Below are 24,580 nucleotides of genomic sequence, written 5' to 3' on the forward strand. Positions count from 1 at the left end.
ATTGCCAAAATAGGGAGGTACTGATGCCAGGACCCCAAATGCCCGGAGCACTGTCCGGAGTGCTCGTCGTGGCCTTGGAGCAGGCCGTCGCCGCGCCGTTCGCCACCCGCCAGCTGGCCGATCTCGGGGCCCGCGTCATCAAGATCGAGCGGCCCGGCGTCGGCGATTTCGCGCGCGGCTACGACACTGCCGTGCACGGGCAGTCCAGCCACTTCGTGTGGCTGAACCGGGGCAAGGAAAGCATCGAACTGGACGTGAAGGAAGACACCCACGTGCTGCGGGCGCTGGTCGACCGGGCCGACGTGTTCGTGCAGAACCTCGCGCCCGGGGCCGTCGCCCGGCTCGGCCTCGGCGCGCTGGCCGAGACCCATCCGAGGCTGATCACCTGCGACATCTCGGGCTACGGGCCGGACGGCTCCTACCGTGACCGCAAGGCCTACGACCTGCTCATCCAGAGCGAGGCCGGGCTCATCTCGATCACCGGCTCGCCCGAGACGCCGGCCAAGGTCGGCATCGCCGCCGCCGACATCGCCGCCGGAATGTACGCCTACAGCGGCATTCTCACCGCCCTCTACGACCGGGAGCGCACCGGCCGGGGCAGCGCCGTCGAGGTCTCCATGCTGGAGGCCCTCGGCGAGTGGATGGGATTTCCCTTCTACTACACCAACTACGGCGGCGCCGCCCCGGTACGCAGCGGCGTCCACCACGCCACCATCGCCCCCTACGGCGCCTATCGCGCCGGTGACGGCACGGTCATCCAGCTCGGCATCCAGAACGAGCGGGAGTGGCAGGCGTTCTGCGCCACCGTGCTCCGCATGCCCCATGTCGCCGCCGACGCCCGGTTCGACTCCAACTCCGCCCGCCTCGCTCACCGTGCGGAGCTGGACGCCGTCATCGACTCCGTCCTCGGCGGCCTCACCGGCCCGGAGTTGGTGGCGCGCCTCGACTCCGCGCGCATCGCCTTCGCCCAGCAGCGCACCGTCGCCGAGTTCGCCGCCCACCCCCAGCTCCGGGAACGCGACCGCTGGCGCACCGTGTCCACACCCGGCGGCGACGTGCGGGCCCTGCTGCCGCCAGCCACCTTCCGCGGCCGGGAAGCCGAGATGGGCGCGGTGCCGGCGCTGGGTCAGCACACCGAGGAAGTCCTGCGCTGGCTGGGTTTCTAGTTGTGCAGCGTCTAATTGTGCAGGGCCTGGGCCAGCGGCAGGAATTCGGCCAGGAACTCCGACCACGGCAGCGGTCCGGCCTGGCGGAGCACGAACTTCGTCAGCCCGGCGTCGAGGTAGCGGTCGATCAGGCGGCGGGCGTGGTCCCAGCTCGTCGGCACGAGGTCGTCGAGATCGACGCCGGGGGCGCGTTCGGTGGCGGCGCGCGCCAGCTCGGGCGGCAGGCCGTTGGGGGCGACGGCGAGCGAGAGGCCGTAGTGGTCCTCCTCGACCTCGCGGCCGGCCTCGGCGGCCGCCGCCTTGATCGTCTCGACGTGCAGCTTGGCCTGCTCCGGGGTGACGAAGCTGCCCAGCCAGCCGTCGGCCAGCCGGCCGACCCGGCGCAGCGCCGCCGGGGCGCTGCCGCCGACCCAGATGTCCAGCGGCCGGGCCGGGCGGTCGGGCAGGGAAACGCCGTCGAGCTGGAAGAACTCGCCCTCGAAGCTGACGTTGTCCTCGGTGAGCAGCCGCCGCAGCAGGAGCAGCGACTCGTCGAAGACGGCGGCGCGGCGGCCCGCCGGCACCGGGAACAGGTTCCACTCGTCGCGCCGCGCCGGACGTAGCCCGAACACCGGCAGCACCCGCTTGGGCGCGAGGCCGGCCAGCGTGGCCAGCTGCTTGGCCACCAGCACCGGATTCCGCCCGGGCAGCACCGCGACGCCGGTGCCGACCTTGAGCTTCTCGGTTCGGGCCAGCGCGTGGGCCATGCCGATCATCGGCTCCACCTGCGTGCCGTAGACGATCTCCGACAGCCACAGCGAGTCGACGCCGGCCGCCTCCAGCTCGTCGACCATGTCCGGGAAGCCGGCCACGCCCATGCCCGGCCCGAGTCCAACGCCCAACCGCACCTTCAGCACGCCCATGCCTTGGTCTTACCAGAGGAACCGGGCCGTGGGCGCGGGAGTTCGTCGACGCCGGCGGCCGATGACGCCAGGCAGCGCCACCGGCCTGTTCGCCGGCGGCACGGTCGAGGGGCTGCAGTCAGTCCTCGCGGACCTGCACGTCCACCACGTTCGGGTAGAAGGCCACGTAGTCCTTGATCTCCCCCACCGCGTCGTAAGGAGCCTCGTACGTCCAGACCGCGTTGTCCGCCGAGGTCTCGCCCGCGCGGATGCTGTAGTAGGAGGCGTCGCCCTTGTACGGGCAGTAGGTCGAGTGGTCCGACCGCTCCAGCAGGCCGAAGTCCACGTCCTTGCGCGGGATGTACTGCACCGCCGGGTAGGTGCTCTCCTGCAGCGTCAGCGCGTCCCGGGTGTCCGCGATCACCTGGCCGCCGACCGTCGCCACCACGTGCTGTCCGCCGGCGCTGACCGTGATCGGGTGCTTCTCGTTCGGGATGAGGACCTGCTTGCTCACCTGCGTCAACTCCTCGACATGTCGGGTACCAGGTGCAACGCCGCCGCCCCCGCCGATTGTTCCGCGCTACCGTGACACATGATCGTCTGGTTGAACGGGACCTTCGGGGCGGGCAAGACCACCACCGCCCGGCTGCTGGTGCGGGAGCTGCCGCAGGCCCGGATCTTCGACACCGAGTACGTGGGCTTCATGCTCCGGCACGTGCTCACCGAGCCGGTCGACAACTTCCAGGACAACCCGCCCTGGCGGGCCCTGTCCGTGCGCACCGCGGTGGAGGTCCTCAACCACGTCGGCGGCACCCTGGTCATCCCCCAGACCGTGCTGACCGAGTCCTTCGCCCGCGAGATCTTCGACGGCCTCGCCGCCGAGGGCGTCAAGGTTCACCACTTCGTGCTGCACGTCGACCGGGAGGAGCTGGTTCGCCGGATCGAGTCCGATCACGAGGAAGCCGGCGCCAAGCAGTGGCGGCTGGACCACGTGACCCGGTACGAGCAGGCGCTTCCGTGGCTGCGGGCCGCCGGGACCATCGTCGACACCACCCGGTTGACCCCGGCCGAGGCGGTCGGTCGAATCATCGGCGGGCTGTGATCCGTCACCGCAGCAGGCCGTGCTCGGCCAGCAGTCGCACGACCTGGTCGGCGGCGGTCGGCACGTCCATGACGGTGGTGTCCAGCCGCAGGTCGGGGGCGGTCGGCGGCTCGTAGGGGTCGTCCACACCGGTCAGGCCCCGCAGCTCACCACGGGAAGCCTTGCCGTACAGTCCCTTCGGGTCACGGCGGGCGCACACGGTCAGCGGCGTGGCGACGTGAACCTCCAGATAGGTGGAGCCCCGGTCGGCGTGGCGCCGCCGCACGCGGTCCCGGGCGCGGGCGTACGGGGCGATGACCGGCACCAGGGCGACGATCCCGTTGCGGGCCAACAGTTCGGCGATGTAGCCGACCCGCAGCACGTGCCGATCCCGGTCCTCGGCGGAAAATCCCAGCTCACTGGAGATGGTGGCGCGCAGCTCGTCGCCGTCGAGCACCTCGGCCGGACAGTCCACAAGGGACTCGACGGCGCGGGCGATGGTGGACTTGCCGGCTCCGGACAGCCCGGTGAACCAGATTGTCGCGCCACTGCGGTGTTGCATGCCGGCCACCGTAGCCACGGCCCGGGCGACCGGTCACCGCTTCTTAAACGAATCGTAGAAAACTCACAGCGTGCGAACAGCCAATCCGGCGGCCCGCGAACTACGCTCCGCGGCCATGACCCCTCGCGTGCACCTGCACGTCGGCCTGCCCAAGACCGGCACGACACACCTCCAGAACATGCTCTGGCACAACAGGGACACCGCCGCCGCACAGGGTCTGCTCTATCCCGGCTACGTCCACTCCGCACACTTCCACGCCGCCGTCGACCTGCAGCGCGAGCGCTACCCGGACTGGGCCTCCCCGCTGACCGACCAGGCCTGGGACCGTCTCGTCGCGCACATCCGCGGCTGGCCCGGCGATTCGGTCATCTCCAGCGAACTGCTGGCCACCGCCACGAAAACCCAGATCACGCGGGCCCTGCGCAGCCTGGACTTCGCCGAGGTGCACGTGATCTGCACGGCCCGGGACCTGGCCCGCCAGATTCCCTCGATGTGGCAGGAGAACACCCGCAACCGTCGCGTCGAACCCTACGGCGAGTTCCTGGCGGCGATCCGCGCCGATGACTCGAATCCGCTGCACGATCTGTTCTGGAGCTACCAGGATCTCCCCCGCGTCCTCGCCGCCTGGGGCGAAACCCTGCCGCCGCAGCAGGTCCACGTCGTCACTGTCCCGGCGGCCGGCCCCGGTTTGTGGCATCGATACGCTTCGACACTCAACGTCGCCCCGGACCGGTTCGCGCACCCCGTGGACCACGACAACCACTCCCTTGGCGCACCGCAGACCGAGGTGCTGCGCCGCGTCAACATCGCCGTCGAACGGGACGTGCCGTGGCCGCAGTACGACACGGTGGTCAAGGAGTATCTGGCGCACACGATCCTCGCCGGTCACGGCGACGGAAAGGTCGCCCTGCCGGCCGGCGAGCTGCCCTGGGTCCGGGCTCGCGCCGAGCGTTTCGTCACGGAGATCGAGCGCGCCGGCTACGACGTCGTCGGCGACCTGGACGATCTGTTGCCGACGGCGAGGCCCGAACCCGCCGGCTGCCCCACCGACGCCGAACTTCTCGACACCGCGGTCACCGCGCTCGCCGACCTGGTCGCCCAGATGCGGGCCAGTCCGGACCGCGACACGCCGACCGAGCAGATCAAGCGCCTGCTCCGCGAGTTCAGCGAGCAGCACCCGCCGGTGATGGCGCTGCGCGAGCTGTACTGGAAGGGCAAGGCCCAACTGTCCTGGGCCCGGCGCCGATGACCGCGGGCCAAGTGATCATGCGACCGCCGCGGTCCGTGGCTAGGCTCGGCCCGTGGAGCCGAGTGCGATCACCGAGATCCTGGACGGGCGGTGGGCCGAGTTGCGGCGCACGGTCCGGGAGCAGTTGGCCAGCGTCGACTACCGCGAGGCCAGCGACCTGAGCACAGCCGAGCACCGCACGCTGGTGTTCGACCAGCTGCACGCGCTGGCCAAGACTGACGGCCCGCGACTGGGCTTCGACCGCGAATACGGTGGTGGCGGCGACATCGGCGGCTCGGTGGTCGCGTTCGAAACACTCGGCTTCGGCGACCTGTCGCTGATGGTGAAGGCCGGCGTGCAGTGGGGCCTGTTCGGCGGTGCGGTGCAGCTGCTGGGCACGCGCCGGCACCACGAGCGCTACCTGGCCGACATCATGGATCTCACGCTGCCGGGCTGTTTCGCCATGACCGAGACCGGTCACGGCTCGGACGTGCAGCACCTGCGGACCACGGCCACCTATGACGGCGCCGCGTTCGTCATCCACACGCCGCACCAGTCGGCCCGCAAGGACTACATCGGCAACGCGGCCCGCGACGGCCGGGCGGCGGTGGTGTTCGCCCAGCTGATCACCGACGGGCGCGGCCGGGGTGTGCACGCCTTCCTGGTGCCGATCCGGGACGCCGAAGGCGCCGCGCTGCCTGGTGTGTCCATTGAGGACTGTGGCCGCAAGGGCGGCCTGAACGGCGTGGACAACGGCCGGCTGGCCTTCGACCACGTGCGGGTGCCGCGCGAGAACCTGCTCGACCACTACGGGCAGGTCGACGCGGACGGCACGTACCGCAGCCCGATCGACAGCGACAACCGGCGCTTCTTCACCATGTTGGGCACGCTCATCCGCGGCCGGGTCAGCGTCGCCGGCAGCGCCGGCAGCGCGGCCAAGCGAGCGCTCACCATCGCCGTCCGCTACGCCGACACGCGCCGCCAGTTCAACCGCCCCGACGACGCGCGCGAGGTAGTGCTGCTGGATTACCAGTCGCACCAACGGAAACTGCTGCCGGCCCTGGCCACGACCTATGCCCTGCACTTCGCGCAGGAGGAACTCACCGCAACCCTGCACGAGCTGCAGAGCGCCACCGAGCCGGACGAGCGCCGGCAGCGTGAGCTGGAATCCCGTGCCGCCGGCATCAAGGCACTGTCCACTTGGCACGCCACCGCCGCCATCCAGACCTGCCGCGAGGCCTGCGGCGGGGCCGGCTACCTGGCCGAGAACCTGCTCACCACGCTGAAGGCCGACACGGACGTGTTCACCACGTTCGAGGGCGACAACACCGTGCTGCTGCAACTGGTCGCGAAGGGGCTGCTGACCAACTACCGCAGCCACTTCGAGGATCTCGGCACGCTGGCCACCGCGCGCTTCGTCGCCGAGCAGTTCGTCGGCATGGTGACCGAGCGGCTGCCCAGCATCGGCCGGGACGACGCCGACGCCCTGCACGACCGCGCCTGGCAGCTGCGGGCCTTCGAGGACCGGGAGGCCCACGTGCTCGACGGCCTGGCCCGCCGGCTGCGGCGAGCCGCCTCGGGCGACGCCGATCCGTTCGAGGTCTTCAACAACGCCCAGGACCATGTGCTGCGGGCCGGCCGGGTGCACACCGAACGTGTTGTTCTGCAAGCGTTTGTCGACGCCGTCGAGCGCTGCGCCGAGCCCGACGCCAAGCGTCTGCTCGACCGGGTGTGCTCGCTGTACGCGCTCCACGTCATCAACGACGACCTGGCCTGGTTCCTCGTCCATGGCCGGCTGACCACCGGTCGCGGCAAGGCCGTGAACGGCGCGGTGAACGCCCTCTGCGCTGAGCTCCGGCCGCATGCCCGCACGCTGGTGGACGCCTTCGCCATTCCCGAGCGCTTCCTCGACGCCGCGATCCTGCGCGAGGAGCCGGGGCGGCAGGACGCCCAGTGGCAGCACGATCAGGCGACCAACCGATAACCGGATGCACCCGGGCGGTTCGGTGACTGAACGCTGCCCCTACGGTGATCCCATGCCCGACACGCGACAGCGTCTCATCGACGGCACGGTCGAGACGATCCGTCAGCACGGCATCGCCGGCACCACCGCGCGCAGCATCGCGGCCGCCGCGGGCGTTACCCAGGCGCTGGTCTTCTACCACTTCGGCAGCGTGCACGAGTTGGTCAAGGCCGCCTGCCTGGCCGTCACCCGGGACCGGCTGCCGCTGTTGGAGCAGCGGCTGGCCGGCATGGAGAGCCTGGGCGACCTGCTCGCGCTGCACACCGACGAGCAGGCGCGGGGCATCCTGCGGGTGCTGGCCCAGATGATGGCCGGGGCGCGGGGGAATCCGGAGCTGGCCGAGACGACGGCGGCCGCGCTGCGACTGTGGGTGGCCCCGGTCCGCACGACGCTGGAGCGGCTGCTGCCCGACCGGCCCGAGGCCGCCGGCCTGGCCGAGGCGCTGTGCGCCGCCCTCGTCGGCCTGCAACTGGTCGACGGCGTGGACCCCGATGCGGCGGCGACGGCGCTTTCCGCCCTCACCCACCTCACCGCCAACCCTCCTCTGTAACACGCGGCTCTCCCCCGTGTACAGGCCTGAACGTTGTGAAAGGACCATTCCTCTCATCCAACGAGAGGAATGGTCCTTTCCAAGCACTGACTGCTCAGGTCAGCTGAGGGTGACCGCGGTGTCGTCGATGACGAACGAGGTCTGCAGGCCCGAGTCCTCGGCGCCGGTGAACGTGATCGTCACCGTCTGGCCGGCGAAGGCCGAGACGTCGAAGGACTTCTGCGCGTAGCCGCTGGCCGCGTTCAGGTTGGAGAACGTGCCCAGGGTGGTCGAGCCGGCCTTCACGGTCAGCTTGTCGTACTGGGTCGTGGTGGTGGTCTCCGCGGTGTCGATGTGCAGCCAGAAGCTCAGCGTGGCCTTGCAGCCGGCCGGGATGGTCACCGACTGGGACAGCGTGTCGGTGTGGGTGCTGCCGTAGCCGTCGAGCCAGGCCAGGTAGCTGCCGGAGTGCGCGGCCTCGCCGGCCGAGGCGTTGCTGACCACGCCGCTGGTCGTGCTCCACGGGGTGGCGCTGCCGGTCTCGAAGCCGGGGTTGCCCAGCTGCTGGCCGGAGCAGGAGCCGCCGGTGGTGCTGACGGTCCAGGTGAAGGAGGCGCTGCCGGCCTTGCCGGCGGCGTCGGTCGCCGTGACGGTCACGTTGTACGTGCCGGCCGTGCTGGTCTTGCCGCTGATCACGCCGGTGCCCGAGGCGATGGACACGCCGGTCGGCAGGCCGGTCGCGCTCCAGGTGTACGGCGTGGTGCCGCCGGTGGCCTTGGCCGTGATGCTGACGCTGTCACCGACCAGGTTGGACTGGTTGCCCGGGTTGGTCACCGCCGGGGCGCCCGGCTGGGTGGTGCCGCCGCCGGACAGGTTCGGCACCAGGGCGTCGGCCTTGGGCGAGCCCCAGCCGCTGGCCTCGTCGAAGTTGGCGGCCGCGCTGTAGTGCAGGTTGTCGCCGCTGGTGATGTCGTGGAACAGCGTGCCGTAGTTGCTGGACGAGCCCAGCTGGTACAGCGTGGAGTTGACCTGGCCGACCTTGGCGTGGCCGGCCGCGACGGCCTGCTGGTTGGCCAGCGTCAGCACGGACGCCCAGAACGGGGTGGCCGCGCTGGTGCCGCCGACGTAGGTCCACTGGCCGACGGTGTAGATGGAGTAGTTCTGCGCGTTGGCCGACACGTCGGGCACCTGGCGCAGCGAGCTGGTGCTCACGCCGGGGCCGGTCTGCCAGGACGGGCGGGCGAACTTGCTGGAGACGCCGCCGCCGCCGGCCCACTTGGTGGAACCCTCGTTCCACACCGTCTCACCGGAGTACGTGCCGCCGCTGCCCTCGGTCAGGCTGGTGCCGCCGACGCTGGTGACGTACGGGTCGGAGCCGGGGAAGTCGACCGCGAGGTTGTTGGCGTTGGGCGACTGCGTGCCGGAGTGGCGGTAGCAGTCGTAGGCGCCGGAGTCGCCGGCCGCGGACAGGAAGGTCTGCCCCTGGGCCGCGCCCTGCTTGGCCACGTTGTCCACGGCGGTCTCGGTGGACGCCGTGTCGTCGAGCTCGCAGGCGCCCCAGCTGGAGGACACCACCGACACCTTGTCGGTGACGAACTTGTTCCACATGTCGATCTCGCCCTGGTCGCTGTTCGGGGCCTCGTAGACCGCGACTCCTGCCTTGGGCGCGATCGCGTGCGCGACCTCGATGTCCAGCTCGACCTCGGTGACGCCGTCGCCGGCGGTGTCGTCGTCGCCGCCGTCGACCTTGACCACGGTCGGGGTGGGCGAGCCGGTCGAGTACTGCGTGTCGTACTTGCTGATGTTGGACTGCGTGAAGTGCGAGAACTCCAGCATCGCGATGCTCTGGCCGGTGCCGTCGGTGCCCGCGCCGACCAGCTTGTCCACGCCGTAGGCGGAGCGCAGCTCCTGGGCGGTGTAGCCGCCGCCGGGGCCGCTGCCGACCTTGGGCGAGCCGGCCTTGGGGGCCTGCGCGTAGCTGTGCATCTGGTAGTGGTTGTTCAGACCGGAGATGCCGCCGATGAGGCCGGCCACCGAGGCGTCCACCGACGGGGCGGTGTCGTTGGCGGTGAAGTCCTTGTTCGTCTTGTTGTCGTGGTAGTTCGACACCGAGGTGGCGAAGGCGCTCTGCACCGTGCTGGCCGGGCCCTTGGCGTCGATCAGCATGTGGTTGGACGCCACGTCGGTGACGGTCAGGCCCTTGGCCTGCAGGTAGGCCTTGACCTGGTCGACCTGGGCCTGGGTGGGCGCGAACCGGGCGGTGAACTGCGCCGGAGTCAGGTAGTGGTGGTAGTCCGCCGAGCTGGGATTGTTCAGCCGGGCCAGGAAGGCGTCCAGGCCGGCGGCGTCGCGGTAGTTCAGGGAGACGGCGACCTGCATCTGGCTGTCGGCGGCCACCGAGCCGGTTCTTGTCGCGAACTCGAGTCCGGGGGCGGCGCTGTTGGCCAGCTGGGTGGTGTGCGGGGTCGACGGCGCGGCGCCGGCGAACCCGGCGCCGGTCGCCAGCGCCAGCGGCGCGGCCACCAGCAGCGCCACCGAGGCGCGACGGGTCAGCTTCACGATTGCTCCATCCCTACAGGGAGATGAAAAATGGGCAGGGGTTATTTCCCTCGGCGAGGGGGTTGCCGGAACAATAACAGCCGAAGATGGGCCGGGGAATGGATTCCCTACCAACGTATGGAATCGCCCATCACCGTTGGTCATATCGTGACCCGGCGATCACGTACGTGACAGCACCGGTCGACATACCGTGACGAATTGCCCGACAAAACGGACAAAATAACAGCCTAATGCCCATTCTGTGGGATCGCGGGCGTCAACAGGCATCAACACCGACGGCCCGACGAAAGGAGGATTGTCAAAACCCGGTCGCGAACCGATCATCCCGACCGGTAGCGTGACCAGGTGACGAGAACCGGGCGTTTCGCGGACGTGTCCACGGCTTTGGCCTTGCTCAGCGACCGGCAGCTGGCCGACCTGGTGGAGACGGCGACTCCGGTGGAGTCCTCCGGCGCCGGCGGCTCGGCCGGCGTGCTGACCGTGGCCGGCACGAAGGTGTTCGTCAAGAAGGTGCCGCTGACCGAGCTGGAACTGCGGCCGGAGAATCTGCGCTCGACCGCGAACATGTTCGGCCTGGCGCCCTGGTGCCAGTACGGCGTGCGCTCGCCGGGGTTCGGCGCCTGGCGGGAGGTCGCCGCGCACGTGATGACCACCAACTGGGTGCTGACCGGCGAGTGCGCCAACTTCCCGCTGCTCTACCACTGGCGGGTGGTGGACTCGGCGCCCCGGCTGTGGGACGAGCTCCAGGACGTCGACCGGTACGTCGAGTTCCTGCACCACGGCGCGGGCGTCCGGGAGCGGGTGGAGGCGCTGCTCGCCGCCGAGGCCAGCGTGGTGCTGTTCATGGAGCACTTCCCGCACACCCTGCACGGCTGGCTGGACGACCGGATGGTCGCCGGCGACACGGCCGCGGTGGCGATGGTGGAGCGTGACCTGTTGGACGTCTTCGCATTTCTGGAACAGCGGGAACTGTTTCATTTCGACGCCCATTTCGGCAACATCCTCACCGACGGCGAGCGGCTCTACATCGCCGATCTGGGGCTGGCCACCTCACCCCGGTTCGATCTGTCGCCGCCGGAACGGGAATTCCTTGAGCACAACGCCGGCCACGACCGTGTCTACGTGCTCGCCCATCTGGTGAATATGCTGGTACGGGTGCTGGGCAACGTCCCAGGCGAGCCGGTCAACCGCTTCGCCTTCATCCGCGACTTCACCGCGGACACGCCGTTTCCGGCCGCGTTTGCCGAGATCGTGCTTCGCTACCAGCACCTTGCGGTGCCGTTCAACGAGTTCTGGAGCGACCTGTTCGTCACGAGCCGCCAGACCCCGTATCCGCGAGCAGCGCTCGAAAACGCGCTGTCGCCGAGCCGATGAGCGGATCGCCGTGGGCCAGGCCGACCGCGCTGACGTCCTGAGGCAGCCGGGCCAGGCTTTCCGGCCGGCGGCCCGGGTCGGCGGCCATCGCGGCCGGGCCGATGCCGAGATCGCCCCGGTTGAAGACCAGGTCCCCGACCAGGAGCGCCCGGGTCGGCTCGTGCAGCAGGGCGATGTGTCCCGGGGTGTGGCCGGGCGTGTGGATCACGCGGAGGTTGCCGATCAGGTCGCCGTCCTCGACCCGCTCGTCCGGCGTCACGGATGTCCAGTGCGCCAACGGAAGCCGGTCGACAACGCGGCCGAGGGCGCCGGCCCGGCCCTCCGTCGGCACTCGGCCGGCCTGAAGCCACGGCGCGTCGTCGGCGTGGATGTGGACGGTGGCCCCGGTTCGTTCTTTCAGCTCCGCCAGCCCTTTCACGTGATCGGGGTGAGCGTGCGTGATCACGACCCGGCGAATGTCCTTGAGGCTGCCCAGAAACTCCTCGATGACCTTGGGCGCGCTGGCCCAGCCGACGTCGACCAGCGTGTAGCCGTCGTTCTCCTCGATCAGGAAGGCGTTGTCCCGCTTGGTGGTCGGCACCCGGGTGATGTTTTCGATCATGTGCGCCTCTCGCTGAACAGGTCCGACAGCCGCGCGCAGGTGGCGATCAGCTTGTCGGCGAAGGAAACCATGCGGTCGCCGGTCCACCGGTCGGCCGGGCCGGACAGTGCTACTGACATCGGCTGGGCCACCGACATAGGTGGGCCGGCACCGTCGAAAGTGGACAGCACCGGCGCGGCGATGCCGTGCAGGCCGGGGTGGTTAGCGCCGAAGGACAGCGCGTAGCCGTCGCGGCGAATCTCGTCGAGTGCCCGGCGTAGCGCCGGCTGATCAGCATCGGCGCGAATGATCGGCTCGGCTGCCGCCGGCTTCAGGAACGCCAGGATCGAGCGGCCACTGGAGCCACTGCTGAGGTCCGTGGTCTCGCCGACCGTCGCCGCGCGGCGCAGCACCTGATCGGCACTTTCCACGCCCAGCACCAACACGTTCTGGTTGCCGGCGCGCAGATGCAGGGTCGCGGTCTCGCCGGCGGCCTCGGACAGCGCCTTCAACGCCGGCCGCGCGGCGGTGTAGAGCGCGTTGTCGGCGAGCACCGCCGCGGACACCGCGACCAGCCGGCTGCCGACGCGGTAGCCACCGGAGTCGGCCCGCTCCACGTACAACTCGTCCTGAAGCACGCGCAACAGCCGGTAGCCGGTGCTCTTCGACAGGCCGACCTGGGCCGCGAGGTCGTCCAGCCCGATCGGCTCACCGGCCGTGACGACGGCCTCGATCAACCGCAGCGCGCGGCGGGCCGTCTCGCCGCCTTCGGTCCGCTGGGCTTCACCCTGAGTCATGGGGTCTCATTATGTGAAAGTGGAGTTTCTATTAATGAAAACGCTAGGCCGGACGAGGGCGTGCGTCAACCACGCACGGCCGGATGTCGGGTGCGTCTCAGAACTCCAGGAACACGACCGAGGCGTCGTCGCGGGACTTGCCGCGCGGGAACGCCTTCCGGTCCGGGTCGGCGTTCTCCGCCGCGCGCACCTCGTCGATCACCTGCTCCGCGCCGGCGTCCCGGACGTGGGTGAACAGCGCCGTCCAGTCGCCGAAGCGGAACACCTCGGTCCACCGCGTCGCGCCGTCCGACATCGCCGCCGCCGCACGCACCTGCGCCCGCGGCAGGTGGCCCGTCACCGCCCGCTTGGCGACGTCCGGATCGGCCGCCGCCGTGTAGAAGCCGCCCTCCGCGTTCCGCAGGCCCTCCATGACGCCGAAGTACTCCGGCGTGTAGCGGATCGCCCGCAGTTCCGGCCGGCCCGTCACCTCGTCCAGCCGGCCGTCCAGGATCGGCGTCACCGTGCCGTCGATGTCCAGCAGCAGCACCGAATCCGACAGCACGAGGTACTCGATCCGGTCGTCGTCCCAGCGCAGGGCCACCACCGTCGCCTGCGGCGTGCGGCGGTGGGTCAGATCGCACGTCGCCTCGTGCACCGCGGCCGTCTGGGCGATGGCCTCGGCCAGGCAGTCGGTCAGGGACTGGTCACGCCTCGTCGCCGCCCGGTCCAGCAAGGTCGGTCCCAGCCGCTGCACGAACCACGTCACCGTGTGGATGCACCCGGTCTGGCCGTTCGGCGGCGGCGTGACCCCGTCCAGCACCACTGCGGCCCCCAGCGGCGAGACCGCGGCGAAGTCCTCGTTGGCGTGCTCCGGGACGCCGGGGACGGAGAGCAGATCGGTGCGCATGCGGCCAGACTCTCATCAGCCCTCGGTCGGCGCGACCAGGACTCGAACCCCCGCCGGCTCCGGTTCGGCCCGGCCGAGGTCGCGGACCGGTCGCGCGAGCAGCAGCGCCGCCATGCCGGCCACCGCGGTGACCGCGCCGACCACCAGCACCGGGCCGCTGCCGATCACCCCGGCGGCCGGGCCGGCGAGGGCCTGGCCGACCGGCATCATGGCCAGCGAGCCGGCGACCTCGTAGGCGTGGATGCGGTTGAGGATCGAGCCCGGGATCTGGGTCTGGATGCTCGTCGCCCACATCACGCTCCAGAACGTCTGCACCCCGCCGGTGACGGCGCAGCCGGCGGCGATCAGCCAGATCGGGGCGTGCAGCGCGACCGTGATCGGCTGGATGCCGTAGGCCAGCATGGCGATCGCGCCGGCCCGCAGCGGGTGGCGTGGGCGCAGCCGCATGGCGATCAGGCCGCCGACGGCCATGCCCACGCCGCCGATCGAGTTGACCAGGCCGTAGGCGGCGTCGCCGTGGCTGGTGATGATCTCGGTGGCGGCCAGCGGGGTGAGCGGGCCGAAGGTGGTGATCATCAGCACCATCCAGACCAGGATCACGCCCCACACCCAGCCCCGGGACCGGAATTCCCGCCAGCCCTCGACCAGATCGGCCCGGAACCGCTCGCGGCGCGCCGGCCTCGGGCCACGGCGCAGGCGCAAACCCAGCAGGCACAACGCACTCGTCAGGTACGTCGCCGCGTGCGCCGCGAACACTCCGCCCACCGACGTGACGCCGATCAGCACGCCCGCGAAGGCCGGGCCGGCCACGCCCATCACCGACTCGGCGATGCGGATCAGGCCGTTGGCGCCCTGTACGTCCGTGGCGATGCGCGGGATCGTGCTGGCGATGCCCGGCTGGAACAGCGCCGCGCACAGGCCGTTGACCGCGCCGATCACGCAGACCTGCCAGAACACCACGTGGCCGGTGAAGAACATGACCGCCACCAACGACTGCGTGACGACCCGGGTCAGGTCCGCGCACACCATCACGGTGCGGGTGTCGAACCGGTCGGCGATCACGCCACCGAAGATGACGAACCCGGCGAAGCAGGCGCTGTTGGCCGCCATCGCGACACCGACCGCGCCGACGCCGTAGCCGTACTGGATGAGGCCGGCGGCCAGCGCCACCGGCAGCATCATGTCGCCGAGCCGGGCCGCCGCCCGGGCCACGAAGAACAGGGAGAAGTCACGGTTCCAGCGGCCTTCACGCACGTGCCGGCACGCTACCGGAAAACGGTTACCCGTTGGAAATTCCCACCAGCTGGGCACTTTCCCGCCACAGCCGCTCGCACCGGGCCCGGTCCGTGGTGTGCTCCGCCGTCGGCGTCAGCCGACGCTCCACGTAGAAGCCGCCGGTCTGTCCGTCCACTTCGGACGATGTCGCCAGCCACACCGGCGTGTCCGCCCCCACCTCCGACCCCGGCGCGGTGAGCTTCAGCTCGTCGGCCAGCCGCTTCAGCGCCCCACGGGAGTTCCGGCCCAGTCTCGTGCCGGCGATGATGCCCGGATGCGCAGCGGTCACGGTGATCGTCGTCAGCCGGCGGGCCAGCTCGTAGCCGAACATCGCGTTCATGTTCTTGGTGCGGCCGTAGGCCGCGAACGGCAACATGTCCGGGTCCGGCACCCGAAGTCGCCCGGATTCCAGGTCGTCCAGGTCCACCGGCACCCGCGCCAACGCCACCGGATCCGCGCCCACGATGACGAACCTGGCCCGCCGCTGCCCGATGCGCTCCGCCAGCAGGCGCAGCAGCAGGTACGGCGCCAGGTGGTTGACCGCCAGCAGCGTCTGGAGGCCCTCCGCCGTGCGGTCATCCAGATCCGTGATGACCGCCGCGTTGCTCACCACGACGTCCGCCGCCGGCAGGCGCTCTGCTAATGCCCGAACTTCCTTGACCAGCGCCAGATCCGCCCGTTCCAGGACGAGGTCCGCGCCCGGCGCCGCCCGCTCGATCCGCGCCGCGGCGTCGCGCAGCCGGCCGTCGTCGCGGCCCACCAACACCACCGTGCCCCGCTCCGCCAGCTTCGCCGCGATCGCCTCGCCGATGCCCGACGTCGCCCCGGTCACCACTGCTCGCATGACTCCCCCTTCTGGTTGACGCTGTCAACCTAGCTCTCCAGGTTGACAGCGTCAACCAGCGTCTACGATGCACAGATGGCTGCCGGGACCCGTGAGGCGTTGCTCGACGCCGCGGCGCGACTGCTCGACGCCGGCGGGGTCGAGGCCGTCACCCTGCGGGAAGTCGGGCGGCAGGCCGGGGTTTCGCACAACGCCCCGTACAAGCACTTCCCCAGCAAGGAAGCCCTGCTGGCCGCGCTGGCCACCCGCGAGCTCGAACGCCGTGCTGACCGCGACGATCCGTCGTCCCCGCCGGCCGATCGCCTTCGCCGGTCCCTGCACGACTACATCCGCTGGGCGCTCGACTCCCCCGCCCGGTTCCGACTGATCTTCGGGCCGTGGACCGTCGACTCGTCCGAGCTGTACCAGGCCGCGCACGCCGCCCACACCCGGTTCGTCGACACCGTGCTGGCCGCCCAGCAGGCCGACCTGCTCCCGGCCGGCGACCCCGTCCGGCTCGCCGCGCTGCTCCGGTCCCTGGCCCATGGCGCGGCCAACCTCGCGTCGGCCGGCCACCTCGCGGCCAACGGCAAGGGCAACGCCGATCCGGAGGACCTGGTCGACGACCTGCTCGCCTACCTCCATCCCCGAGGGTAAGGCGCTTCAGTCCTCGGTCAGCTCGATCCGCACGGTCAGCAGGTCCGCGCCGAGCAGACGCACAGCGGCGCTGTTGAACACGGGCAGCGCGCGAAGGCGCGCCCTGGCGTCGTCCTCCGGCATCAGGTGCGCGATGCCGGCCCGCCAGCGTCCCCGGATCCGAACGCGCACCCGAGCATCCACGCGAATGTTGCGCACGTACTGGGACTTCTCGCCGTACTCGGAGACGAGCCAGAAGTCCCGGCCGACCAGGCGACCGCCGATCGGAGTCCGCCTCGGCTGGCCGGAGCGTCGGCCGGTCGTCTCCAGCACCGTCTGTCCCGGCAGGCGCATCAGGATCGGGTTGCCGATCCGGCGCTGGAAGGACGTCACGATCCGATGCTTGGTTTCCCGATAGTTGGGCATCCCTTGCCTTCCCACAGTGATGAGTCCGGTTCGCCCCGAAACCACTACTCCCGCAGCGTAGCGGCGGTCGCACCCTGAGTAGGGGGGCCGGGCCACGCTGGGCCATTCGGGGCAGTCGCCGAATCAATCCACCCGACGGGGCTGACAATCGCGGGGTGGGCCGGGAGATGATGGCCACGGGCGGACGGCGCTGTCGGGGGCGTCTGTTTGAATTGTCACGGGAGTCACGTCGAACAGGAGAGGCATGACAGCGGGCAGCATGGGGCACCCCGAGACTGGACGGCCCTGGGCCTTCCACGACCCGACGGCCAGCATGGGCGGGGTGGTTCCGACGCGGACGACACGACTGTGGCTGGCGGTGGTGGGTCTGGCGCTGTGCGCGGCGTCGACGGTCCTCTGCTTCCAGTTGGGCATGGCGTGGGCGGGCGTGCTGCTGGCGGTGCTGTCGGTGACGGCGCTGGCGAACATCGGCCGGGTCGGCTACCGGCGTTACCGGGACTGAACCCGGGATCAGATGCGGCGCACCACGTGCAGCAGATATTCCTTGCGGTTGAGCGGATTGTGGTCCCAGCGCGGACGGTCCGGGGCCGGGCCGTCGACCGGCCGGTAGTGGTCGAACGCGGACTCCAGGACACCCTCACCACTGGTGAGCGAGGGTAGGCGGCGTTCGAGACCGTGGACCTCGGCGGCGGGAATGTCGCCGGTGAGCACGTGGGTGCGGCCGCGGATCTCCGACATGAGCGGTGCGGCCCGCAGCCGGACCAGCACGGGGAGCAGGGCGGCGAAGGCCTCGGTGGGGATTTCCAGCTGGTAGCGATGGAACGGCTCGTGGACACGAGTGCCGGCCTGGGCAAGGGCGGACATCAGCACCAGCGGCGTGAGGCCGCGGAAGTCGGCGGCGGTGCTGGACATCGATTTGTCGAACGTGCCGTGCGCGTGACTCTGCCGAGCGTAATAACCGGAATGGGTCATGGTGACCACACAGTCGATGACCTGCCAGCCATGGATGCCCTGGGACAGGGTTTCCCGAACGGTGTCCTCGACCGCCTTCATGAAGGCGTACGGCATGGAGCCCAGCTCGACGGCCAGCCGATACGTCAGCCCACGGCCGATCGGCCCGGGTTCGATTCGCAGGCCGACAGTGGCGAGGAAGGGATTGGGCGGGACGTCGATTATCTCGAAGGCCGCACCGGTGCCGACGACACGTTCGACATTGATGGTGGTCGTCTCCCGGAATGTGACTTCGATGCCGAACTCCTCGGCCAGAGTGGCCTGGATGACTTCTTTCTGCACCTCGCCGTAGAGGGAGACGCTGATCTCGCGGCGGATTTCGTCCTGGCGGACGTCGATGAGCGGATCCTGTTCGGCCAACTGGTCGAGAGCTGCCCGCAGTGTTCCACGCTCGCCGGAACGCGCGGGCAGGACAACCGTTTCCAGGGTCGGCGGCGAGAAGTAGTGTTCCGCAGCGGCCGGGGAGGCCCCGATGGCGTCGCCGATGCGAATGCCGTTGAGACCCCAGAGCTTGGCGATGGAGCCGGCGGACACGGACTGGCGTGAAACGCTTGCGCCCTCGGCGAAGACGGCGATCGCCGTCACCTTGTCGTCCCAGCCGGGCAGGCGATCCCGGACGCGGAGCGTGCCGGCGTGCATTCGGACGTAAGCGATCTTCTCGCCGGCCGCGCCGCGTTCGACCTTGAACACCGTGCCGGACACCGGGGCGTCCGCCTCGGTGGCGGCGGTCGGGAGCAGCGACATGATGCCCTCGACCAGGGCATCCACGCCGGTCCCGGTGATCGCCGAACCGAAGAACACCGGGTGCGTCAGTCCTCGGCGGGATCGCTCGGCCAGCACGGCCAAGGCTCGCCGATAGGGGACGTCCGAGGACGACAGGTAGGCGGTGGTCAAATCGTCGTCCAGCTCGACGAGCCGTTCGACGAAGCCCACGTCGTCCGATCCGAAAGGCACGGCGAGGGCAGCCCGAGTGCCAAGTCCGGTGACAGCGCCCATCGGCACGATGGACGTCGCGAGCTTGGCGGAAATGTCGGCGATCAGGTCGTCGTATCGGGCCCCGCCGCGATCGACCTTGTTGACGAAGATGAGCGTGGGAATACGCAGGCGGTGCAGGACCCGCAGCAGAATTCGGGTCTGCGCCTGCACGCCTTCCACCGCCGAGACGACGAGCACCGCACCGTCGAGCACACTGAGCACCCGTTCCACCTCGGCGATGAAATCGGGGTGGCCGGGCGTGTCGATGAGATTGACGGTGTGGTCGCCGATGGTGAACGACACCACCGCCGACTTGATGGTGATCCCGCGACGGCGCTCCAGCGCCATCGAATCGGTCTGCGTGTTCCCGTCGTCGACGCTGCCGATCGCGTCGATGATTCCGGCGGTGAACAGCAGCCGCTCGGTCAGGCTGGTCTTACCGGCGTCGACGTGCGCGAGAATCCCGAGGTTGAGCACTGCCATGCGGCGTCATGTCCTTCAGCAGGAGGGTGATTCCATCTGCGGTGACCATGACGCGAGCTCGCATCTCAACTCCTGGATCGGGGACGCGAGAAGTGCAGCAGAACAGGTGCGGCGGGGCAACCGAATTATCGGCGGGCGGCGAGGTGGCGGATCGCGCCGGAGAGGTGCGAGCGCATCTCGGTCTGGGCGGTGTGGACGTCGCCCGAGGCGATGGCGGCGAGGAGCTGCCGGTGTTCGGCGGCCAGCGCCTTGCCGCCCGGATAGAACGTGTGCAGCTGGGCCAGGCAGAGCTGCATCTCCTCCTGGAGCGCTGGGTAGACGCGGTTGAGGCGGGGGCTGCCGGCCAACTCCACGAGGGCGATGTGGAACTCGGTGTGCAGCTCGACCCGGTCGGCCCAGCTGGTGTCGGGCGGCAGGGCGTCCATCCTGGCCAGCAGGCGCTCGGGCCCGTCCAGGGAGACGCCGGACTCGACGATGACGCGGACGGCCTCCAGTTCGAGGGGCGTGCGCACCAGGAACAGGTCCTGGACGTCGGCCTCGGTGAGCACCGGCACGACCAGCGACCGGCCGTTGGCCCGCTGGGCCAGGTTGCGGGCCACCAGCTCCTGCAGCGCCGACCGGATCGTGGGCCGGGCGACGCCGAACATCGAGGCCAGCATCGTCTCGGTGAGGCTCGACCCCGGCGCCAGCTCGCCGCTGAGGATCAGCTTGCGCACCTCGGCCACCAGGGCGTCCCGAGTGCTGGTCGTCTGCAACGCCGTCACACCGCGTGAGTCTAGCGGTCAGACCGTTGCGTGTGACTGTCATACCGTATTACCGTCAGCCCGTGACAACGAGTGGCAAGGCCGCGGCCAGTGCCGCCGCGGGCGCACTGCTGTGGGGCACCCTCGGCCCGGTCGCCGCGCTCTTCGACACCGGCGACCGCATCGCGGCCGGCGGCATCCGGCTGGCCATCGGCGCTCTCGTGCTGCTGGCCGTGGCCAAGGGGCGACCGCTGAAGAGGGTGTGGCGACGGGCCGATCTCCTGCCGTTGGCCGGCGGAGCTGTTGGCATCGCCGGGTTTCAGCTGGCCTACTTCGGGGCCATCGGCAGCGCGGGCGTGGCCGTCAGCACGGCAGTCGGGATCGGGCTGTCCCCTGTCTTCACCGGCCTGTGGACTGTGGTGCGCAGCCGCCGCTCCCCCGGCACCGGCTGGCTGCTGGGCACCGCGTTGGCGGTAGGCGGCCTGTGCCTGCTGGCGTTGTCGAAAGGGGCGATCTTTTCCCTTGTCGGACTGGGACTTTCGGTGCTGGCCGCGGCGTTCTTCAGCCTTCAGGCCATATCCATCCAAGAGCTGACCACACGTCATGACGACGCGACGGCGCTGACCGGGATCTGCGGGACGGGCGCGGTGCTGATGGCTCCCGTGATCGCGGTGACCGCGACCGGGAATCTCCTGACGTGGCAAGGGATTTCCGGCATCGCCTACCTGGGCGTGGTGACCACCGGCATGTCCTACTGGCTGTTCGCCCGCGGCATCAGGCACATCGGCGCCGCGGCGGCGGTGACGATCACGCTGTTGGAGCCGGCGGGAGCGGCGGTCATCGCCGCTCTGCTTCTGCACGAGGCGTTGTCGCCGGCCCAGTGGGTGGGGATCGTCCTCATCGCGGCGGCGATCCCCGTCGCCGGTCGGACCCGGAAAACCCTGGTGCCCGGCCACAAAGCGGCCGGGCACCAGGAACTCAGTCCGTCTGGCGCGGGATTCTGATGCCGGGCCGCCCCGCGTTGGCGGCGGCCTTGGCCAACCGCGTGCCGACCTGCTTGCCCAGGCGGGCGGCACGGCCGGGACCGGGCAGCGTGAGGGCGGGCGGCATGACCACCACCGGGCAGCCCACGTGGTACATGAGGCGATGGGCCAGCAGGGTGTTTGCCTTGAGATCGGTGCTGCGCGGAGCGTCGAGCACGAGCATCAGCGCGCCCTCGCTCTCCTTGAGCAGCACGGAAACCGCGGTGCCCTTCACCAGCCGGCACTCGACCTTGGCGTCCTCGCCGAGGGCCGCGGCGACGTCGGCGGCGAGCTTTTCCTCACCGGCGGTGAAGGCGGCGTCGACGTCCCGGCTGACGCCCGGCGGGCGGCCACCGGGCGCGGCCGGCGGGCGCGGGGCCCGCCACGCCCGGACGGCGACCAGGCCGCACCGCCGCCGCCGGGCCTCGTCGGCGGCCCAGCGCAACGCGGTCGGGGATCCACTGCGGACGCTCACGCCCACGACGATGAAATCAGCCACGGCTACCTCCTCGTCGTCGCGGATCCTAGCGGGCCTCGGCGGCGGGCGCCTTGGACAGCGGATCGGCCACGTCCTCCAGGGACTGTCCCTCGGCGTTGACGCCGAAGAACCAGGCGACCAGGCCGCCCAGGATCATGATGCCCGCGCCGACGTAGTAGCCGACGGTCAGCGGCCCGCGCTCGGTGCCCTCACCGACCAGCGCGCCGAACACGGTGGGAGCGACGGCCCCGGCCACCTGGCCGATGGCGAAGAAGTACGAGATCGCCTGTCCCCGAAGCTCCAGCGGGAATATCTCGCTGACCGTCAGGTACGCGGACGACGCGCCGGCCGAGGCGAAGAAGAACGACACGCACCAGAAGATGGTCTGGGTGGTGGCGTTGAGCGTGCCCGCGCTGAACAGGGCGGCCGACACGGCCAGCACGATGCCGGCGAAGCCGTAGGTGCCCAGGATCATCTTGCGCCGGCCGACCGTGTCGAACAGCGGCCCGAGGATGAGCGGGCCGAGCAGGTTGCCCACCGCGAACGGGAAGAAGTACCAGGACGTGTCGCTGTCGCTGACGTGGTAGAAGTTGTGCAGCACCAACGCGTACGTGAAGAAGATCGCGTTGTACAGGAACGACTGCGTGACCATCATCGAGAAGCCGAGGAAGCTGCGCTTCGGGTACTTCTTCAGGAAGATCCCGGACACGGTGCGGAAGCCCAGCCGCGGCGCCTCCACGATCGACATCGCCTTCTCCGGCGGCACCGGCGTGAGGGTCACGCCCTCGCGCTGCACGCCGGCCTCGATCTCGTCGACGGTCTTCTCGGCTTCCTCCAGCCGGCCGTGCGTCATCAGCCAGCGGGGGCTCTCCGGGATGTGCCGGCGCAGGTAGATGATGATCAGGCCGAGCACCGGGCCGATGAAGAAGCCGATCCGCCAGCCCCAATCCACGGCCAGCAGGTTCGGGTCGAGCAGGAACAGGTTGGCGGTGGCGCCGATCATCGCGCCGCCCCAGTAGGTGCCGTTGACGGCGATGTCCACGCGGCCCCGGTAGCGGGACGGGATCAGCTCGTCGATGGCGGAGTTGATCGCGGTGTACTCGCCGCCGATGCCCAGGCCCGCGATGAACCGGAAGATCCACAGGAACCAGACGCTGAACGAGAAGCCGGCGATGCCGCTGGCCACCAGGTAGATCGCCAGTGTCAGGATGAACAGCCGTTTGCGGCCGATCTTGTCAGTGAGCCGTCCGAAGTAGAGCGCGCCGACCACCTGGCCGATGAGGTAGATGGTGCCGGTGAAGCCGACCTCGACCGAGCTCATGTGCAGGGTCTGCTGGAAGCCGGCGGCCGACACGATCTGGATCTCGAGGCCGTCCAGGATCCACGACACGCCCAGGCCGATCACGATGGACCAGTGGAACCGGGTCCACGGCAACCGGTCCATGCGGGCGGGGACAAGGCTCACCTGGGGTGTCGCCGTGCCGGCGGGACTGGCAGCTGTCATCGTTTTCTCCCGATGTCGCGTGCGTTGGCGAAAACGTTCGCGCACATGTGGCCGGCGGGTTAAGAACAGGTGTAGAGACTTACCGCCAACCGGGACGGTCCGCAACCGGTAGAACGCGTGAAAGTGCGACATGGTCACGAATCCCGCCCCAGATCACGCTGCCGGCGCGATCGCTCACCGGCCGCGCACGCGAGCATTTCAAACCTCTTGGGGACGATTGTCACCCGGTTGTTGCCTGATCATCCGGAAAGGCGATTTCCGCTCTGAACGCGGCGAAGCCGGGCAGCCACCGCCACAACGCGACCGCGCCGGCGATGGTGGACAGTCCGCCGATCACCGCCGACAGCCCGGGCGTGGTGAGCGAGGCGACCGTGCCGGCGCGGAAGTTCCCCAGTTGTGCGCCACCGTAGCCGACGACGTACTCGGCGGCGCCGATCCGGCTGCGATACCGGTCGGGCGTGGCCACCTGGAGGATGGTCGTCCGGAACACGACGCTGATCACGTCGCACGCGCCGCCGACGACCAGCAGCGCGACCGACAGCCAGAGCGTGGTGGACAGCCCGAAGCCGATCAGCGTGATCGCCCAGCAGGCGCCGGCCAGCAGCATGGCGCGGCCCTGTCGCGACACGTGCCCCACGGGACCGGACAACGCCGAGCCGAGCACGCCGCCGATCGCCGGCGCGGCATTGAGCAGGCCTAGGGTCTGTGGGCCGCCGCCGAAGAACGCCGCGTTGATGGCGGGGAACAGGGCGAACGGCGCGCCAAGGGTCATCGCGAACAAGTCGGCCAGCACCGCGCCGGTCAGCACCTGGGAGCCCCTGATGAAGCCGACGGCCTGCACGACCGCCGTCATGCCAGGCTTGGCCAGGGTGCCTTCGGGCGGCATCGGCGGCAGCCGGAACACGCCGTACAGCGCGGCCCCGAAGCTGAGCACGTCGATCACGTAGCACGCCTTGAGGCCGCCGACCGCCGCGACCGCGCCGGCCAGCAGCGGGCCGAGCGTGTTGCTCAGGTGCATGGTCATCATGTTCAGCGCGGCGCCGGCCGGCAGCAGCTCGGTGGGTAGCAGGCGAGGCGTGAACGTGCGGCGGGCCGGCACGTTGACGGACACGATCAGGGACTCGACCACGGTGAGCACGTACAGCAGCCACAGCTGGCGGAGGTCGAGGAAGGCTTGCACCGCGAACAGCGCCGACACCCCGGCCAGGGCCAGGCTGGTGATCAGCACCAGCCGCCGTCGGTCCACCGCGTCCCCGATGGTCCCCGCCAGCATGCCGAATCCGATCGCCGGCACCGCACTGCAGAGCCCGACCGCCCCCACCGCGAACGAGCTGTTGGTCATGGTGAAGACCTGGTAGGTGATCGCGAACATGGTCATCTGGGTGCCGATCGCCGAGAGCCCGGAACCGATCCAGTACCGCCGGAAGGCCGGCGACTGGCGGAGCGGGGCGGCATCGACCAGCAGGCGCCGAGGCATGGTCACCAGGGCGAGCGTATCGGCGAACATCCCCGCGCACGACGGAATTACCGGGGCG

24 protein-coding genes are annotated in these 24,580 nt (G+C 70.0%); 9 read left to right on the forward strand and 15 right to left on the reverse strand.

What is annotated here, in order from left to right; translation table 11 throughout:
* Positions 1–23 precede the first annotated feature (23 nt).
* Positions 24–1,166 (forward strand): CaiB/BaiF CoA transferase family protein, encoded by a 1,143-nt coding sequence (locus JJ691_RS21190; RefSeq protein WP_249228087.1) that lies wholly within the window; start codon positions 24–26, stop codon positions 1,164–1,166.
* A gap of 11 nt (positions 1,167–1,177) precedes the next feature.
* Here JJ691_RS21190 and JJ691_RS21195 read toward each other — a convergent pair whose 3' ends face one another.
* Both JJ691_RS21195 and JJ691_RS21200 read right to left on the reverse strand, forming a co-directional pair.
* Positions 1,178–2,068, reverse strand: coding sequence for a TIGR03854 family LLM class F420-dependent oxidoreductase (locus tag JJ691_RS21195; RefSeq protein ID WP_442912748.1), 891 nt, complete (start codon positions 2,066–2,068; stop codon positions 1,178–1,180).
* Positions 2,069–2,186: 118 nt separating this feature from the next.
* Entirely contained in the window at positions 2,187–2,561 is a 375-nt protein-coding gene (locus tag JJ691_RS21200; protein ID WP_211770460.1) for a DUF427 domain-containing protein, read from the reverse strand.
* Positions 2,562–2,639: 78 nt separating this feature from the next.
* Between JJ691_RS21200 and JJ691_RS21205 the strand changes: the two genes are divergently transcribed.
* Complete coding sequence (locus JJ691_RS21205; RefSeq protein ID WP_211770461.1) at positions 2,640–3,149, forward strand: AAA family ATPase; 510 nt, start codon at positions 2,640–2,642, stop codon at positions 3,147–3,149.
* 4 nt (positions 3,150–3,153) lie between these two features.
* Here the strand turns inward: JJ691_RS21205 and cysC are convergent, their stop codons facing one another.
* Positions 3,154–3,690, reverse strand: a complete 537-nt coding sequence (gene cysC / locus JJ691_RS21210; protein WP_211770462.1) for an adenylyl-sulfate kinase — start codon at positions 3,688–3,690, stop codon at positions 3,154–3,156.
* Positions 3,691–3,805: 115 nt separating this feature from the next.
* On the opposite strand from cysC, the gene JJ691_RS21215 reads away from it, so the two are divergent.
* Genes JJ691_RS21215 through JJ691_RS21225 form a run of 3 tightly spaced genes read left to right on the forward strand, consistent with a single transcriptional unit; the run spans position 3,806 to position 7,491 of the window.
* On the forward strand, positions 3,806–4,939 hold the full coding sequence (locus JJ691_RS21215) for a hypothetical protein (protein ID WP_211770463.1): 1,134 nt from the start codon (positions 3,806–3,808) through the stop codon (positions 4,937–4,939).
* A gap of 52 nt (positions 4,940–4,991) precedes the next feature.
* On the forward strand, positions 4,992–6,902 hold the full coding sequence (locus JJ691_RS21220; protein WP_211770464.1) for an acyl-CoA dehydrogenase family protein: 1,911 nt from the start codon (positions 4,992–4,994) through the stop codon (positions 6,900–6,902).
* 52 nt (positions 6,903–6,954) lie between these two features.
* Positions 6,955–7,491 (forward strand): TetR/AcrR family transcriptional regulator, encoded by a 537-nt coding sequence (locus JJ691_RS21225; RefSeq protein WP_211770465.1) that lies wholly within the window; start codon positions 6,955–6,957, stop codon positions 7,489–7,491.
* Positions 7,492–7,590: 99 nt separating this feature from the next.
* Here the strand turns inward: JJ691_RS21225 and JJ691_RS21230 are convergent, their stop codons facing one another.
* A complete protein-coding gene (locus tag JJ691_RS21230) occupies positions 7,591–10,029 on the reverse strand; it encodes a protease pro-enzyme activation domain-containing protein (RefSeq protein ID WP_211770466.1) in 2,439 nt (812 codons plus the stop codon).
* A 345-nt stretch (positions 10,030–10,374) separates the two neighbouring features.
* Between JJ691_RS21230 and JJ691_RS21235 the strand changes: the two genes are divergently transcribed.
* Positions 10,375–11,403, forward strand: coding sequence for a hypothetical protein (locus JJ691_RS21235; RefSeq protein ID WP_249228088.1), 1,029 nt, complete (start codon positions 10,375–10,377; stop codon positions 11,401–11,403).
* Here JJ691_RS21235 and JJ691_RS21240 read toward each other — a convergent pair.
* The 5 genes from JJ691_RS21240 to JJ691_RS21260 form a co-directional block, all read right to left on the reverse strand.
* Positions 11,339–12,004 carry an MBL fold metallo-hydrolase gene (locus tag JJ691_RS21240; RefSeq protein ID WP_211770467.1) on the reverse strand — a complete coding sequence of 222 codons (666 nt, stop codon included), beginning with the start codon at positions 12,002–12,004 and terminating at the stop codon, positions 11,339–11,341. The two genes, JJ691_RS21235 and JJ691_RS21240, sit on opposite strands and share 65 nt — an antisense overlap.
* Positions 12,001–12,780: an IclR family transcriptional regulator gene (locus JJ691_RS21245; protein ID WP_211770468.1), complete on the reverse strand. Its 780-nt coding sequence runs from the start codon at positions 12,778–12,780 to the stop codon at positions 12,001–12,003. Before JJ691_RS21245 ends, JJ691_RS21240 begins: the two co-directional genes overlap by 4 nt.
* A gap of 97 nt (positions 12,781–12,877) precedes the next feature.
* Positions 12,878–13,669, reverse strand: coding sequence for a protein phosphatase 2C domain-containing protein (locus tag JJ691_RS21250; RefSeq protein ID WP_211770469.1), 792 nt, complete (start codon positions 13,667–13,669; stop codon positions 12,878–12,880).
* A 15-nt stretch (positions 13,670–13,684) separates the two neighbouring features.
* Positions 13,685–14,923: an MFS transporter gene (locus tag JJ691_RS21255; protein ID WP_211770470.1), complete on the reverse strand. Its 1,239-nt coding sequence runs from the start codon at positions 14,921–14,923 to the stop codon at positions 13,685–13,687.
* Between the two features lie 25 nt (positions 14,924–14,948).
* Positions 14,949–15,788 carry an SDR family NAD(P)-dependent oxidoreductase gene (locus JJ691_RS21260; RefSeq protein ID WP_211770471.1) on the reverse strand — a complete coding sequence of 280 codons (840 nt, stop codon included), beginning with the start codon at positions 15,786–15,788 and terminating at the stop codon, positions 14,949–14,951.
* 75 nt (positions 15,789–15,863) lie between these two features.
* Between JJ691_RS21260 and JJ691_RS21265 the strand changes: the two genes are divergently transcribed.
* Entirely contained in the window at positions 15,864–16,424 is a 561-nt protein-coding gene (locus tag JJ691_RS21265; RefSeq protein WP_211770472.1) for a TetR/AcrR family transcriptional regulator, read from the forward strand.
* Between the two features lie 6 nt (positions 16,425–16,430).
* On the opposite strand, the gene JJ691_RS21270 is transcribed toward JJ691_RS21265, so the two are convergent.
* A complete protein-coding gene (locus JJ691_RS21270; protein ID WP_249228089.1) occupies positions 16,431–16,796 on the reverse strand; it encodes a nitroreductase/quinone reductase family protein in 366 nt (121 codons plus the stop codon).
* 277 nt (positions 16,797–17,073) lie between these two features.
* Here JJ691_RS21270 and JJ691_RS21275 point away from each other — a divergent pair, with 277 nt between their 5' ends.
* Positions 17,074–17,331 (forward strand): hypothetical protein, encoded by a 258-nt coding sequence (locus JJ691_RS21275; RefSeq protein ID WP_211770474.1) that lies wholly within the window; start codon positions 17,074–17,076, stop codon positions 17,329–17,331.
* Positions 17,332–17,339: 8 nt separating this feature from the next.
* Here the strand turns inward: JJ691_RS21275 and JJ691_RS21280 are convergent, their stop codons facing one another.
* Complete coding sequence (locus JJ691_RS21280) at positions 17,340–19,298, reverse strand: elongation factor G (protein WP_211770475.1); 1,959 nt, start codon at positions 19,296–19,298, stop codon at positions 17,340–17,342.
* 125 nt (positions 19,299–19,423) lie between these two features.
* Positions 19,424–20,062, reverse strand: a complete 639-nt coding sequence (locus JJ691_RS21285) for a GntR family transcriptional regulator (RefSeq protein WP_211770476.1) — start codon at positions 20,060–20,062, stop codon at positions 19,424–19,426.
* 62 nt (positions 20,063–20,124) lie between these two features.
* Here JJ691_RS21285 and JJ691_RS21290 point away from each other — a divergent pair, with 62 nt between their 5' ends.
* A complete protein-coding gene (locus JJ691_RS21290; protein WP_211770477.1) occupies positions 20,125–21,045 on the forward strand; it encodes an EamA family transporter in 921 nt (306 codons plus the stop codon).
* On the opposite strand, the gene JJ691_RS21295 is transcribed toward JJ691_RS21290, so the two are convergent.
* From JJ691_RS21295 to JJ691_RS21305, 3 genes are all read right to left on the reverse strand, one after another.
* Positions 21,020–21,562 (reverse strand): universal stress protein, encoded by a 543-nt coding sequence (locus JJ691_RS21295; protein WP_211770478.1) that lies wholly within the window; start codon positions 21,560–21,562, stop codon positions 21,020–21,022. The genes JJ691_RS21290 and JJ691_RS21295 overlap by 26 nt on opposite strands.
* 25 nt (positions 21,563–21,587) lie before the next feature.
* Positions 21,588–23,045, reverse strand: coding sequence for an MFS transporter (locus JJ691_RS21300; RefSeq protein WP_211770479.1), 1,458 nt, complete (start codon positions 23,043–23,045; stop codon positions 21,588–21,590).
* Between the two features lie 220 nt (positions 23,046–23,265).
* Entirely contained in the window at positions 23,266–24,522 is a 1,257-nt protein-coding gene (locus tag JJ691_RS21305; protein ID WP_249228254.1) for an MFS transporter, read from the reverse strand.
* Between the last annotated feature and the right edge of the window lie 58 nt (positions 24,523–24,580).

The sequence above is a fragment of the Kutzneria sp. CA-103260 genome, from assembly GCF_018263855.1.
GTDB lineage: Bacteria > Actinomycetota > Actinomycetes > Mycobacteriales > Pseudonocardiaceae > Kutzneria.

Coding starts and splice junctions, on each gene's coding strand:
- JJ691_RS21245 (WP_211770468.1), bottom strand. CDS start 12,780: ATGACTCAGGGTGAAGCCCAGCGGACCGAAGGCGGCGAGACGGCCCGC.
- cysC (WP_211770462.1), bottom strand. CDS start 3,690: ATGCAACACCGCAGTGGCGCGACAATCTGGTTCACCGGGCTGTCCGGA.
- JJ691_RS21215 (WP_211770463.1), top strand. CDS start 3,806: ATGACCCCTCGCGTGCACCTGCACGTCGGCCTGCCCAAGACCGGCACG.
- JJ691_RS21250 (WP_211770469.1), bottom strand. CDS start 13,669: ATGCGCACCGATCTGCTCTCCGTCCCCGGCGTCCCGGAGCACGCCAAC.
- JJ691_RS21265 (WP_211770472.1), top strand. CDS start 15,864: ATGGCTGCCGGGACCCGTGAGGCGTTGCTCGACGCCGCGGCGCGACTG.
- JJ691_RS21225 (WP_211770465.1), top strand. CDS start 6,955: ATGCCCGACACGCGACAGCGTCTCATCGACGGCACGGTCGAGACGATC.
- JJ691_RS21305 (WP_249228254.1), bottom strand. CDS start 24,522: ATGCCTCGGCGCCTGCTGGTCGATGCCGCCCCGCTCCGCCAGTCGCCG.
- JJ691_RS21280 (WP_211770475.1), bottom strand. CDS start 19,298: ATGGCAGTGCTCAACCTCGGGATTCTCGCGCACGTCGACGCCGGTAAG.
- JJ691_RS21275 (WP_211770474.1), top strand. CDS start 17,074: ATGACAGCGGGCAGCATGGGGCACCCCGAGACTGGACGGCCCTGGGCC.
- JJ691_RS21190 (WP_249228087.1), top strand. CDS start 24: ATGCCAGGACCCCAAATGCCCGGAGCACTGTCCGGAGTGCTCGTCGTG.
- JJ691_RS21195 (WP_442912748.1), bottom strand. CDS start 2,068: ATGGGCGTGCTGAAGGTGCGGTTGGGCGTTGGACTCGGGCCGGGCATG.
- JJ691_RS21205 (WP_211770461.1), top strand. CDS start 2,640: ATGATCGTCTGGTTGAACGGGACCTTCGGGGCGGGCAAGACCACCACC.
- JJ691_RS21260 (WP_211770471.1), bottom strand. CDS start 15,788: ATGCGAGCAGTGGTGACCGGGGCGACGTCGGGCATCGGCGAGGCGATC.
- JJ691_RS21300 (WP_211770479.1), bottom strand. CDS start 23,045: ATGACAGCTGCCAGTCCCGCCGGCACGGCGACACCCCAGGTGAGCCTT.
- JJ691_RS21240 (WP_211770467.1), bottom strand. CDS start 12,004: ATGATCGAAAACATCACCCGGGTGCCGACCACCAAGCGGGACAACGCC.